General features: G+C 52.9%; 9 protein-coding genes. All 9 read right to left on the bottom strand.

The genetic code is table 11. The annotated features are described in order from the left end of the window. Positions 1–63: 63 nt before the first annotated feature. Entirely contained in the window at positions 64–3,441 is a 3,378-nt protein-coding gene (locus GYMC10_RS29540; RefSeq protein WP_015737775.1) for a GH36-type glycosyl hydrolase domain-containing protein, read from the bottom strand. 40 nt (positions 3,442–3,481) lie between these two features. Continuing rightward, the gene (locus GYMC10_RS29545) at positions 3,482–5,647 is read right to left on the bottom strand and encodes a glycoside hydrolase family 3 N-terminal domain-containing protein (protein ID WP_015737776.1); all 2,166 of its coding nucleotides are present in this window, start codon (positions 5,645–5,647) and stop codon (positions 3,482–3,484) included. Positions 5,648–5,845: 198 nt separating this feature from the next. Next, a complete protein-coding gene (locus GYMC10_RS29550; protein WP_015737777.1) occupies positions 5,846–6,607 on the bottom strand; it encodes an alpha/beta hydrolase in 762 nt (253 codons plus the stop codon). Positions 6,608–6,632: 25 nt separating this feature from the next. Further along, a complete protein-coding gene (locus tag GYMC10_RS29555; protein ID WP_009594543.1) occupies positions 6,633–7,634 on the bottom strand; it encodes a LacI family DNA-binding transcriptional regulator in 1,002 nt (333 codons plus the stop codon). A 41-nt stretch (positions 7,635–7,675) separates the two neighbouring features. Then, a complete protein-coding gene (locus tag GYMC10_RS29560) occupies positions 7,676–8,494 on the bottom strand; it encodes a carbohydrate ABC transporter permease (protein WP_009594477.1) in 819 nt (272 codons plus the stop codon). 45 nt (positions 8,495–8,539) lie between these two features. After that, positions 8,540–9,445, bottom strand: a complete 906-nt coding sequence (locus GYMC10_RS29565; protein ID WP_009594508.1) for a carbohydrate ABC transporter permease — start codon at positions 9,443–9,445, stop codon at positions 8,540–8,542. A gap of 102 nt (positions 9,446–9,547) precedes the next feature. Continuing rightward, positions 9,548–10,798: a sugar ABC transporter substrate-binding protein gene (locus GYMC10_RS29570; protein ID WP_041622070.1), complete on the bottom strand. Its 1,251-nt coding sequence runs from the start codon at positions 10,796–10,798 to the stop codon at positions 9,548–9,550. A 446-nt stretch (positions 10,799–11,244) separates the two neighbouring features. Continuing rightward, complete coding sequence (locus GYMC10_RS29575; protein WP_015737780.1) at positions 11,245–12,498, bottom strand: MFS transporter; 1,254 nt, start codon at positions 12,496–12,498, stop codon at positions 11,245–11,247. Positions 12,499–12,885: 387 nt separating this feature from the next. Then, positions 12,886–14,706: a sensor histidine kinase gene (locus tag GYMC10_RS29580; RefSeq protein ID WP_015737781.1), complete on the bottom strand. Its 1,821-nt coding sequence runs from the start codon at positions 14,704–14,706 to the stop codon at positions 12,886–12,888. Positions 14,707–14,716 lie beyond the last annotated feature (10 nt).

Below are 14,716 nucleotides of genomic sequence, written 5' to 3' on the forward strand. Positions count from 1 at the left end.
AACCATTCCCTCCATTATAACAGACCGGTTCGGTTCCTGCAGACGAGTTTCACGGGTTACGATTTATTGTTCATGAACGCCTCCGTAAATATCCACGACGCAGCCTTGTTCGTCATTTCCGGTCAACCGCTTGAAATCTTCGCCCGAGATGCGAACGCCTCCCGTGCGGTAGCGGTTCTGGACCGTATTCGCGGATACATCCTGCCCGTTGATCGTGACACGGGTCCGCTCGGCGCCATCCATATGATAAACGAATGTTACCGGCACGCCGGCATAGTTGAATTGGAACTCCAAACCATCCAGCGCCTTCGGCAGAACCGGGTCGATCACCAGGTCGCCACCCGCTTCGCGGATGCCCAGCGCATTGGAGATCAGCTGATTCATGTAGATCCCCGGACCGCTGGAATAAATCCGCCATCCCCCTTTGACAGGTATGTCTCCGCCGCGCAGCGCATCAAACGATTCCTGGGCTTCGTAGCGCGTGTTGAACTTTCCGTCCGAGCTGCTGAAATAAGCATTGCTCTGGCGCAGCTCCGCATTCGGCACCACCTCGGTGATGCCGATCGGGTTGATGCGCTCAAGCCCGCTCCAAACCTCGCTGCTCTTGCCGAGCTTGGCCATGGCTTCGACAAAGCGGATATGCGCATGCACATATTGAAGGCCAACCTCCCGGCCGAAATTCGCCGCTTGCTCCGCCCGCTTAAAGTGCGTGCTGACGCCGCCGGCATATACCGCCGGGCGGTTCATCAGCCTTACGCCGTCCGGACAGAACAGCTGCTCCCGAATAATCTCATAATGGCTGGCCGCCTGCTCCGGGGTCAACAGCTCGCTGATCATGCTGCGGGTCATCGGCAGCAGGCGGTACTGGATCCCCGTTTCCTGATCGGAAGGATGCAGCAGGAATCTGCTCTGCTCCTTGCTCTCCATATAGACAAAGCCCGGAATGACTTCGGAATTCAGGATATAGGTATTGAAATCCCGCTGAATTCCTTCAGCGAGTTCCCCCATCGCACCCGACATCGCTTGATCCACGCTTTCCATGACGCGGGAGAACTGGTTCAAGGTCTGATACGTCAAGGCGACCGTCCAGCTGCTGACCATGAACTGCTTCAACTGGGCGTTAGCCGGCTGCAGCGTATCGTCCCAGTCCCCGTCCCCATACGAAGACAGATGGGTACCATGAAGGAAATGCTCCTGAATATAGGCTATTTGCTTCTTCACGTGTTCAAGCACGGTGTACGTCCGCTCCGTAAAATCGAAGCTGTGCTTTCTCGTGTAAGGAACGGCCGACTCCAGGATGCTGTAATCGTTGGTAACGGCCAAATAATCGCCCAGCACCTTCAGCGGCCATACGATGATGTCGCCGTGGCTCTCTTCCTGCTGGATATGGGCATACTTATCAAACATGAACCACTGCGGCCAGTTTCCGTCATCCTCATATTGGTGGGAATACACCTCAAGCAGGATGTCGCGGACCTGCTCGTATTTATGCGTGGCCATGAAGTATTCCACGGGCCCCTGGCATACATCGCGCGTTCCCCACGCCGCACCGCCGTACTGTTCCAACCCGTGCGGCACCGAATAATGGACGAGCATATTGTGCGTATACCACCAGGCAAGCGCATTGACTTTGAATAAGCCGTCATCCTGCCCGTTGTTCAAGCTCAGATGGAACCCGTTCATAACGGATGCGTAAAACGAACGATAGTTTGCAATCTCCTCATCCGCATTCCGCGCCTCGATTGGAGCATCCGCTGCATCAAGGCTGCCTTGCACCGTCATGGCCCACTCGACACTCTCGGCGAGCTCAAGCACCGTTAAGGAAGCGCTCCCTGGCGCGATGTTGCTTGCCAGACAGGTTTCGTCCGTCACCTGCATATCGGCTCCCGTCACCCCAAGCCGATAATGCAGATCCTTGTACACGGACGCGCTCAGCGAAGCCGAGTCGGCACGGAACGTGAGGACGCCGTCTTCCTGGACCACATGATACGGCACTTCATATTCGTTGACATCCATCGTCATCTGCATGGTCACCAGATAACGGTAGGCTCTTCCGCTTTCGGAACGGACCTGAAGCGTAACCTCCGGTGCCGCGGCGGACGTGAAGTTCGTGATGATCAGCTTGTCGTTTTCGGTTTTGTAATACCAGCGTACATAGTTAAAACCGATCTCGAACACGGACGGCATCGTCAAGAGGCGGTACTGTCCGTCCATCTCGACATAGATCCGCTGTCCGGAAGTCTTGGGCACGTTCAGCGCGTTCCGCGCATGACTCATCATTTTGTTAAAGTTCGTGTTTCCCGTCACCAGCTGGGAATTAAACACGCCATACATGTAGGAGGTGGTCGTGATGACCGGGCTGCCCAGTTTGACGTTGTTGCCGCTCATCAAGATATGGCCGTGCGGACGCTCCACGCGAAGCTCCTTCTCCTTCAAGACGATATGCTCATAGGTGTCCGTGAAGAACGAAAGCAGCGTTTCCCCGTCTCTCTCCTCTTGGCGGCGTACAGGATACAGTGCGTTCAGTTCGTCTGCCGTCAGCGGCACGGTCTGCAGAGGTTCGCCGAAGCGGTCGGAACGTTCCATCTGCGGCAGCTTATTGCCCGTATCGGTCAAACGGCGTGCTTCCGCCTGCTGCCAGGCGGCCTGGAGCTCCTCCTGGTATTCGAGCGCAGTGACGGCATCCGGATGATCCTCCTTAAACAAACCGTAGAATACGAACCGGGCCGTCCCGTTCAACGTTACGCGAGGGGACTGCAGAGCCGTATAGGCAAACTCGTATTGATATACCTCATTCGGGAGGCTCTCTTTGAATAAAGCCTCTGCCCGATTCGTCTCTTTATAGGAAAGACCGAAGAACTGAAAGCCGTCCGTGGCATACCCGACCGCCGATGTCAGCGATCCCTGCTGAAGATAAGGGAATGCGCCACCCTGCGGCTGATTTTGGCGGGAGCACACGACATAACCCCGATCTTCCTGACGGAACACGGCATGGTCGATGTATTGGGACAGGTACGCTTCATTGTTTCGAACGGCGCCCGGAAGGGCAATCCCGATATCCTGCCCGTAGACGACGTCGGCTTGTATTCCTTCCCCTTGGAGTTCGATATCCCAAAACCACGCACCGGCATCCGTTGGGGTAAACCGTATCGTATAGACCACTCCCTTGACGCTGCCTTCCCACATCATCCGGTTATCCGCATGCGTGACCACGCTTCGGGAATGCACCCCGAGCATGGGAACGGCCTCGATGCCGTCTTCGGTATGGATTCTTAGAAACAAATTGTTGAGGGCGCCGTCAATCGAATTGGAGAGCAGTTGATTGATCATCGTCGTGCCGTAAGCAGCTTGATAAAGATCCCCGCTCGGCAAAAAGGTAAACGTCAATTCTCCCGCCTGGAGTACAACTTTCGCATCGTTCATTACATGATTGGCTGTCACAAGTTTCACTTCCTATTCTGCATAAATGATGTTGGTCGCGTTATTTCCGAAGCCGAAAACGTCTGATCTCCGTATCCCGGCTATTCCTTCCGACCATGAGGTCGAACTCGCCGGCATCGCTCGTGAAGGACAGGTCCGAATGGTGATAACGCAGCTGTTCTTCGGTCAGGATAAAGGTGATTTCCTGCCGTTCTCCCGGCTGCAGCAGCACCTTGCGGAAATCCTTCAGTTCCCGGACCGGTCTGACGACCTCGCCGGAACAGTCGCGGACGTACAGCTGGACGACTTCTTCCCCGGCCATATCGCCGGCATTCGTAACAGATACTTTGATCTCAAGCGGCTGTTCCGAAGACATCTCTTCCGCTGAAAGCTCCATGTTTCCGTATTCGAATTCGGTATAGCTTAGGCCGAATCCAAAGGGCAGCAGCGGCTCATTCGGAATGTCCAAATACTGCGATACATAGCGCACCTGCGCATCCGGCGCACCCTTCGGCCGCCCGGTATTATAATGGTTGTAATAGACCGGCACCTGTCCGACGGAATAAGGGAACGACATGCTGAGACGGCCGGAAGGATTGATCTGGCCCGTCAGCAGCGAAGCGATGGCCGCCCCGCCTTCGCTTCCCGGGAACCAGGCTTCCAGCACGGCATCGGCCTCATCCAGCACGCCGTGCAAATCCAGCGGGCGGCCGTTGAACAAGACGGCTGCCATCGGCTTCCCCAGCGTTTTCAAATGGCAGATCAATTCGAGCTGCGGCTGCGGCAGCGTGATAAACCCGCGGCTGCCGGCTTCGCCGCTCATCTCGGAATCCTCGCCCAGTGCCAGCACGATCACATCGGCTTCCTTCGCGGTTCCCATCGCCTCTTCCAGCTGCTGACCGGTCATAGCGCTCACGCTGCAGCCCTCGGCCACCGTCAGCGCACCGGAAGGCAGCTTGGACCCCAGTCCCTGCTCCAGCGTGACGGCATCTTCTTTAGCGCCTGTCCAGGACCATGGGCCGAGTATGTCGCCGCTGGCAGCGAACGGGCCGATCAAGGCTACCCGCTGACCGCCTCTCAGCGGCAGCAGGGAGTCGTTCTTCAGGAGCACGCAGGATTTCGCGGCGGCTTCACGGGCCGCCTGACGGTGCTCCTCGCAGAACACGATCTCCCGTTCGGCTTGCGGGTCGGCTCCCCGCACAGGACGCTCGAACAGTCCAAGACGCTTTTTCAATGACAGAATACGCAGCACCGCTTCATCGATCAGGCTCTCATCCACCCGTCCATCGCGTACCATTTGCGGCAAATGATGCACGTAGCTGGAGGTCATCATCTCGATGTCCACGCCAGCCTCGATGGCTCTTAACGCTGCTTCTGCCTCGTCCTCGGCAACTCCGTGAGGGATCAGCTCTTTGACCGCTCCCCAGTCGGAAATCAACACGCCGTCGAATCCCCATTCGCGACGCAGCAAATCGCGCATCAGCCGCTTATTGCCTGTAGCCGGTATGCCATCGACGGTATTAAAGGCGGTCATGACCATCTCGACTCCCTCATCCAGCGCGGCCTTGTACGCAGGCAAGTAATACTCCCGAAGCTGGCGCTCGGACATGTCCACCGTGTTGTAATCACGGCCGCCTTCACCGGCTCCATAGGCGGCAAAATGCTTCACGCACGCAGCCAGCCGGTTTACATCGCCACTTAAGTCGTCGCCTTGAAAACCTCTGACAAACGCTCTTGCAAATTCACTGTTCAGATAGGGATCTTCACCGGTCGACTCCATCACGCGTCCCCAGCGCGGATCGCGCACAAGGTCCACCATCGGCGCAAATGTCACGTGGAGGCCGGATACCGCTGCTTCGCGCGCGGCGATTTCTGCGCTCCGCTCCGCAAGGACAGGGTCCCACGAGCTTCCCATGGCCAGCGGCACCGGGAAGATCGTTTTGAAGCCGTGTACGATATCGGCCATCATGAGCAGCGGAATTTTTAATCGATTTTTGCGCATATGCGCTTCTTGGACGGCTATCACTTCCTCCGCCCCCGCCAAGCCCAGCACCGAGCCTGCATTGCTTACGATCTCATCGGTGATGCCCAGCGACTCCATCGGTCCTGTAATTTGCCCCGATTCTTGAGCTCCTTCGAAAAAAGGGACGGCCAGTTGTATAAGCTGCGCAATTTTTTCCTCCAGCGTCATCTGCTCGACCAGAGAAGTCAGTTGTTGATCTGCCATTTCCCATCCTCCTATGTCTTAACCTTCACGATCTAGTCAATTCGAAACGTTTTGATTCTTGCTCAAACCATGAAATATATTCATAAAACCTTATATTTAATAGGATTTTCTACCTATACATCCATTGTTTAAAAAGCGAGAAAATCAGCCTGTGTCTGTGACATAATCGAAACGTTTCAATAAAAACGGACGAAAAAATCAGGGCAGTGGCAGCCAATCCAGCACACGCTGAATTTTACGGTCCCAATATCCCCATTCATGTCCGCCCGGTTCTTCCTCGTATGTCATCGGAATCCCCAGACTGTCCGCATATCGTCTAAACGTTTGGTTATCATGATATAAAAAGTCTTCCGTTCCGCAGCACTGATACAGCATCGGTTTGTTACCCCCATATGCTGCGAATTCCGAAGCTAAATACAGCAAGTCGTCCCGGCTTCCCCGCAATCGGTCGACGCTTCCGAACAGGGTACGGATTTCGTGTTCCTGGAAGCCCGGTCCTGCAGCCCGGCTGGCGAGATCCAGCCCTCCCGACAGGCTTGCGCCGGCCGCATAACGCTCCGGATAACTCATGGCCAGCTTAAATGCGCCATACCCGCCCATGGAAATTCCGGCGACAAAGGTATCTTCCCTGCGTCCGGACACCGGAAAGAACGACTGAACCAGCTGCGGAAGCTCTTCGCTCAGGAAGGTAAAGTAAGACGGACCGTTGGCCATGTCCATATAATAGCTTCGTCCGACTCCCGGCATCACGAGTGCGATGCCTTTATCCTCGGCGTACCGCTCGATGGACGATCTGCGCATCCATTCGGTCTGGTCCGCGCCGCGGCCGTGAAGCAAATAAAGCACCGGCAGCTTCGAAGAAGAACCGTATGGCATCAGCGCGGCTTGCGGTATAAAAACCTCGATGCCGGTAGACAGCTGTAGTGTTTCGGAATAAAAATCACACGTGATCCATGCCAAGTTCCTCATCTCCGATCCGGTAACATTAACTTTCTACTTTGCTCTTCCCTGCAGATGCACGCTCCATCATTTCCGTTGTCAGCATGTACGACTGCTTTACGGATTCGCCGCCCAATATCTGAAACAGCAGATGGGCTGCAAGCGATCCCGCTTCGCTCTTGGGCTGCCTGATGGTCGTCAGCGGCGGATTCACGTATTCGGCTAATTGGATATCGTCGAACCCGATGACGGACACATCATCCGGCACCGAAATTCCGCTTTCCTCGAATGCCTTCAGCCCTCCGATGGCCATCTCGTCGTTGCCGTAAAATACGGCCGTTGGGAGCGACCCCTGCATAATCATCATCTTGGTGGCATTGTAACCACCCTCGCGCACAAAGTTGCCGCTAAGGCGCCACTTCGACTGCTCCTCCAGCCCCGCCTCCGCGAGTGCCCTTAAATACCCTTGATAACGCAAATGATTATCGTACGAGTCCGAGGAACCGCTAATATAGGCTACGTGCCGATGTCCGTTCTCCAGCAGGTAACGCGTAGCCGTGTATCCTCCCTGCTCCCCGTCGACCAGCACATTGACCAGGAATTCGCTGCATAATGGACGATCCATCACGACGATCGGAAATTGAGGCCCGGAGGTCTCGATTAGAACTTCATCGCGAATATTGGGCGCGAGAATGATGGCACCGTCGGCCCTCTTCTCCCGCAAAAATTTAACCGCCGTCGAATCCCTGCCGCCCATCGAGCTGCAGGCTATCAGATCATACCCGTTGGTCAAAGCAACTTCCTGCACGCTTCGGATCAACTCGGAATAATAGGGCCCGGATAAATCCGTCAGAATTAGAGCGATGGTCTTGGTGCGGCTCCGCTTCAAATCCATGGCAAATCCGTTCTTCCGATAATTCAGCTGTCTTGCTGCCTCGAGCACCTTTGATCTTGTCTTGGAACTCACTCTGCTGTCGCCACTTAACGCGTATGAAGCCGTCGACAAGGCGACTCCAGCGAGCTTTGCCACATCCTTTATCGTTGCCATTTCCTTTCGCCCCTTCTACTACTTAAAAACTCTATACTATCTTATTTCATGCCAGAGATCGTATATCCTTCAATAATATGTTTTTGGAAGAAAGAAAATACGATGATGATCGGAACAACCATAAATGCAGCACCTGCCATTTGCAGACCGAAATCGGATCCATGCTGTCCTTTCAGAAGCTGCAAACCTACCGAAAGCGTATAAAGCTTTTGGTCGTTTGCCATAATGAGAGGCCACAAGAAGCTGTTCCAGGCGCCGATGAAGGCTAATATTCCCTGCACCGCAAATACCGGCTTCGTGATCGGAACGATCAAACGGAAGAAAATCCGCAGCTCTCCCGCGCCATCCAGTCTTGATGCCTCGATCAGATCCGTCGGGATCGTCGACATGAACTGACGGAACAGGAAAATACCGAAAGCGCCGACCAAACCGGGGAGCACGATACCTGCCATCGTATTGGTCAAGCCCATGGCGTTAATCAGCAGATACACCGGAATCATGGTCACCTGTCCCGGAATCATCATCGTGGCGAGCACGAGATAAAACAATTTTTTGTTGCCCGGAAACTCAAACTTGGCGAATGCATATCCTGCAAGCGCGTTGAGGAACAGACCCACAAAGGACCAGAACACAATAATAAGCGTATTTTTGAGGTAAACCATAAAGTCCAGCTTCGTAAATAAATCCACATAATTTTTCATGGTAAATTCTTTGGGCAATAACGTCGGCGGAACCGCCGTAAATTCATTCTCCGGCTTGAACGAGGACGTGATCATCCAGATAAACGGGATCATCATCAGCAGTCCCCCTGCAATGAGCAGCACCGTCATGACCGTCTTTTCTATTCTTTTCGCTGCCATACCCTAAAGCCTCCTTCAGTTACGATACGGAACATCGCTTGCATCTTAATACTCGACATCTTTTTTCTTGACTGCGAATTGCGCGATCGTCACAACAATGATAATGAAGAAGAGCACAAACGATCCTGCGGCCGCATAACCGAAATTACTGAGCTGGAAGCCATTGTTGTATATGAAAAGGGCCATCGACATCGTGGAATTCAGCGGTCCGCCCTTGGTCATAACCAGCGGCTCTTCGAAGAACTGAATCCAGCCGATCAGCGTTGTAATGGTGACAAAGAAGGTCGCAAAGCTGAGCAGCGGAACGGTGATGTACAACAGCTTCTTCCACTTGCTCGCGCCATCGATCTCCGCCGCTTCATAATAGGAACGCGGAATGCCTTGAAGGGCGGCAAGGAATATAATCATGTTAAGACCGATCGATTTCCATACAGCCAGAAGGATCAGCGATAACTTGGCAAGCGTGGGATCATTCAGCCACTGCTGCGCGGGAATACCAAACCAGGATAACATATGGTTAAAGAGGCCATAATGGCTGTTATAGAGGTAACCCCAAACAACCGCGACCGCCACAATATTCGTAATGGAAGGCATGTAATAAACAACGCGGAACGTCTTGAACAGCCATCCCGTGCCATAGTTAAGCAGCAATGCAGCGCCCATGGCAAGCATAACGACAAGCGGAACTCCGATAATAACATAGAACATGGTGTTAAACATGGATTTCAGGAAAACCGGATCTTTAAATACATTCATGAAGTTATCGAAGCCGACGGCTTCAATATTGGAGTAATTGGCGAGACCCGCCAGGTCGATGTTCGTGAAGCTGATGACAAGCGCAATGATGATCGGAATGATTGAGAACGTCAGAAGCAGCACCAGCGCGGGCGCAATAAACATATAAGGGTACTTATAGCGGTTAAAGCGCTTGATAAAGTTCTGCAATGTCATTCACCTCCTGCAAAAATGGGTTTCGATGATACGCTATGGAAGCAGTCAGGCTTGTTTCATCATCGTCTGAAGAAACAAGCCGGGCTGCGTTACACGCTTTTGTTATTTGGATAGAATTTCGGTAGCCTTCGCGTTCAACTGATCCATTTCGGTCTTGATGTCCGCACCGCCCACCGTGATTCTTTCAAAGGCAGCGATGGCTTCTTGGGAAACCGCATCCCACTCTTTGATGAACGGAACAGGTCTGGCGTTCTCAAGCTGTTTTCCGAATGTAGCGAAGATTGGATCTTCAAAGCGTTTGTCTTCCCATGCGCTCTTAATGGCAGGCAAGTTTTTGGATACATCGTAGTTGGTCAGCTGCGATTCTTGTTCGCTCATGAAGGAGATGAATTTAACGGCTTCATCTGCATTTTTGGTGCTGCTGAATACGGACATGTTAGCTCCGCCAAGGAACGATGCGTTGTTTTCTTTTGCAGGAAGGGTTGTGGTTGCCCATTTACCCTCAATCTCAGGCGCTTTATCCTTCACGCCTTGAATCATCCAAGGACCGCTGATGAACATCGGGAACTGTCCGTCCTTAAATGCGGCAAACAGATCCAAATCGCTCGCAAGCGGCGTCATGCCTGTGTCGTAGAAGCTCTTCAGGTATTCCATGGCTCCCATGAATTCCGGCTCGTTGAAATGAGGCTTGCGGTTCTCGTCGATCATAGCGCTTCCATTCTGCCAAGCAAACATGGACAGGTAGTTCATGTCTTTGGCATCGATGGTGATTGCGTAATTGCCATTACCTCTGGCTGCCAGTTTCTGGCCGGCATCCTTCATCTCATCCCAAGTCTTAGGACCTTCAGGATAGCCTACTTCAGCAAGAATATCGGTACGGTAGAACAATACGCGTGTTTCCACGTACCACGGAATGCCGACAACCTTGTCGTCGTAACTCATCGTTTGAACGGCACCGTCGAAATAATTCTCCGGCTTCAAATTCGGATATTGCTCAAGATACGGCGTCAGGTCAAGCAAAGCGCCGGCTTGCGCGAATTCAGGGATCCAGGTTGTACCCATCTGCACGACGTCCGGGCCGCTCTTCGAGGCAACCGCCGTCAACAGCTTGTCATGCGCGCTTCCCCAAGGAATGGATTGAACGCTTACCTTCACGCCGGGATTCTTCTCTTCGTATTGCTTAATCAAGGTTTCGTCCGTTTCGTCACCCATCAACCATACTTTCAGTTCCTTCTTGCCACCGCCGCCTTCGCTGCCTCCGTCTGCTTTCTCAGACCCGCCCGAGCATCCGGCTAATACGACCGAGAACACCAGCAAAGCTGCCAACGTCCACAATATTGATTTTTTTCTCATTCTACATTCACCCCGTTTTTAATGTTTACCAGCATGCGAAACGTAATGCAAAACATAAATTGAAAGCACTTACTTCGAAACGTTTCGATTTTATTCGAAAAAATAAAGACGCCGGATAAAGGTTGTTTCTATAATCCCAATGTCTCTTCATTCCCCCTATGGAGCACCTTTCCATGGTTATCCTTAGGATAATCATGCTCTTGTGTAAACCTAATAAGAAGATTTCTTGCTTGATAACTTCAAAAAACGCATTTCGTTTTGAAACGTTTCGACACGTTCATTATAGCTCCCCCTGAGAGCGATTTCAATATCCTTTTTATTTTTTTTGTAAGGCGTTTCTTTGACAACGGCTGTAAGCTATGAACCGCAGGCAAAAAAGCAGCAGGCTCCGAAGCATGCCTGCTGCTTAATATGATTCTGCCGTGATCCGTCACTTTATTAGTGCGCTAAGCGTTAAGTTGGCGTTCCTTCTTGTCATGACGGTCATGGCCCAGCCCCCAGTCCCTGCTAAGCCGGGCATGCACCGCAAACGACAGGAATGACAATACGGCAACTCCCGCGGCCAACCACGCCACCGGAGTCAGCCCGCCGCCGTCATACATCGTTCCCATGGCATAAGGCCCGATCACCCGGCCAGCGGCTCCCATGCCGCCGGTCACGCCGATATAGAACGGAGCGGCTTGTCCCGCGCGTTCCGAAATAAAAGCCGGGATCGCTGGCGAAATGAGCATTTCGCCCAATGTGGCCAGCACCATCGCAAGGATCATGCCCGGATAGCTGTGCATCGCCACGATGACGACATAAGCCGCCAGGTAGAACAAGGCGCTCGCGGTCATCTGGCTGCTCTCCGTGCGGGCCGCCCATCGCTTGATGGCATTGGTCAGCGGCTGGGCGGCAAAGATCAGGATCCCGTTCAGCGTCCACAAATAACCGTAAGCCGTCTTGGACATCCCCTCCGAGATGATAAACGGAGACACGCCCGTGTTCCAGATGGAATTGCCGAACCATAGGAACAGCGAGCCCAGTCCCATAAAGAGATAGATGCGGGTGTCCCCAAGCAGTGCCCAAGCGCCGGGCCCCGCCGGAAGCGGACTCTTGGGCTGCGGATGATGCGACCCGTCGGACGCACCCGTTCCGCCCAGCTTCGTCAGGTAAGACAGGAAGAAAATCGCAAAGCCGAAGGACGTGACGCCGTTTAAGACAAAGCTTAAATGATACGATATCTCCGCCAGGAACCCGCTCATGGCCGTTCCCAAGGCTACGCCGATATTATTGGCAACATAGATGACGTTAAACAATTCGCCCCGCCGATCGGCAAACCGGAAGCCGATAAAGGCCTGGATGGCCGGCATCGATACGGCGTTGCAGAATCCGATGAAGCCCATCATCGCGATGAACAAGCCCCATAATCCGTTAATGAACGGGAGGGTGAACAATCCGAGGGCGTTCAGCAGGAGCGAGCCTACGATCAGCTTCTTCACCCCGACCCGGTGATATAACGCGCCGCCAAGGAGCTGACCCGCGATGCCCCCCATGGACTGAATCAAGATGACAAAGCCCGCATCCTGCATGCTGCGTCCCAGCTCGTCGAATACGTACATCGTTGTCAGCGGCCACATCAAGGAGCCGCCTGCGGAGGCAACGAGACTTGCAACAAGAAAACCTTTTACTTCCTTAGGGTACTGCTCCAACCATTTCATGTTTATTATCTCCCAGCAGCCTCGCAGCAGTATATTTACGCATAAAACCTAAAATAGCCCCACAAAGTGGAGCCTATGCTCCGATGCTTATTCCAAATACTTTGCGGGGACCCCAAAAAACTTTATAAATTCTAATATATTAAAAAAAGCCCATGCGGGCTTTTATAAATTCTTCTTAAAGGAAAGAGGCAAAGGCCTTCTATTTTGATACTCCTATAACCTGAATGAATGCACAATGCTTGTCATTTCTTATCGCCCAAATCCTAGTATCGCTTGAGAGATCCATTTTTAGCAAGCACACTCATTGACGCTTTACCTTAACAGCGAACAGGCGCTAAAAAGCGGATCCCCGCTTCACGAGGAACCGCTCTGGTCCGGGGCTCCCGTCTATCCCCCTCTCTTATCCGGGTTAGCATTTCTCGCTCTTGCAGGTATGCGTATTTGAACCGAGGTCCCGATTCCGACTTTGCTGAAGATGGAAACGCCGTACTCGCTCCCGTAATGCAGCTTCACCCGCTGATCAATGTTGCGGATGCCGCAGCCCGTATGGCTGTTATCCCGGGGATCGAATATCTCCTGTATTCGCTCCTGCTTCATGCCTAGACCATCATCTATGATCCGGTACAGAATATCGTCGCCTTCCTTGTGAACCGAAATCCGAATATGAATGCGATCTCCACTCCAAGCATGCTTCAGCACATTCTCAATAAAGGGCTGGAGGATCAGCTTAATGGTCTCGTAAGGCCATATATTCGTATCGATATCAAAAGTGACTTCCATGCGCTGGCCATATTTTACCTTCTGGATGTCCAGATACGCGTTCGCCTGCTCCACCTCCACCGCTACCGGAATCAGCGTCTTCCCCGAATTTAAGGTAAGGCGATAGAATTGGGCCAGCTCCACCACCATCTTCTGCAGCTTCTCGTTCTCCCCGAACTTGGCCAGCTGGTTGATCGATGACAACGTGTTGTACAGAAAATGTGGGTTGATCTGAGTCTGCAGCATCTCAAGCTCCGCCTCTTTCTTCTGGATCTGGGTCAGATAGACCTTATTAATCAGCGCTTCAAAATCTTCTCCCATCTCATTCAAGGCATTGGCGATTTGGGAAAACTCTCCCTTCCCCTTATCCGGCATGCGCTTATGCAGATCTCCTTCCCGGAAGGAGTTGAGCACCGATACAATTTTATTGATCCGCTTGGAGAAATAGCGCGAAATAATAAAGCCGGCTCCGATTAATAATGCTACGCACAGCAAGCAGATCGTAATGAAATACGTCCGAACCCGCACGGCTTCCTGTTCAATGATCGTCAGCGGCACATGGGCAATGATTTTCCAGTCCAGCTGCGGAAGACGCTCCTCGATGGTGAGGTATTCCGGATCCGGAAAGCCGCCAGGGGAGACGTATCGGTTCGTACCGGCGATGCTCGCCGTTCCGCCTTTATTCAGCAGCTTGCCCGAAGTAAAGACAGCCTCCCCCGCACCATCCAGCACAATCAACTCGCTGCCCGCGCCCAGCTTCTTGAAGTTCACGCTGTCGAACAACTCGCTCTTGCGAACGCTAAAGCGCATAATGCCCACTTCGGCGATCGCCAGCGGATTGTTCATATCGACGATTCGGCGAATCAGCGATATTCTGCCGTCACGCTCATCCTCTTCCACCTGCTTCCACAACATGGTCTCGTTATACTGCTCAGCCGGAATGTCCCGATACCACGCCGTGTCCACGATGCGGCCCATATGATAGATATCCGCCGTTTGCTCGTTGAAGTCGCGGGTGCTGTCGTCACGCCATACCTTGTATCTTTCATTCACGGACTCATTATGAAAATAAACGGACATCCTCAAGTTCAAGCCGATCGCCTTCGAGGCGCTTTCCAGCTTGGGAATGATCACCTGATTCATCCGGTTGTAGCCCTCGACGCCTTCTTCAAACGAACGCAGACTAAGCACCAGAGTGCGGTTATCGTACAGCGTCGCCGAGGTCTGAACGATATCGTTCATTTTGTAGGTCACATTGTCCTTTATCTGCAGCAGCGTCCCTTGAATGTTCAAGCGGGTCTGCTTGCGCATGGAAGCATCGTACATCGAATGGGAGACGTAAAAGTTCACGGCCACCAGAATCAGGATGAACAAGATATAGGACAGCATGAGTTTTAAACCGATCGGCACGTATCTCGCGCTTGCTTTCTTCTCCCGGACCGATTGCATCATGGACCTC

It is taken from the genome of Paenibacillus sp. Y412MC10 (assembly GCF_000024685.1).
In the GTDB taxonomy this organism is placed as follows: Bacteria; Bacillota; Bacilli; order Paenibacillales; family Paenibacillaceae; genus Paenibacillus_AQ; species Paenibacillus_AQ lautus_A.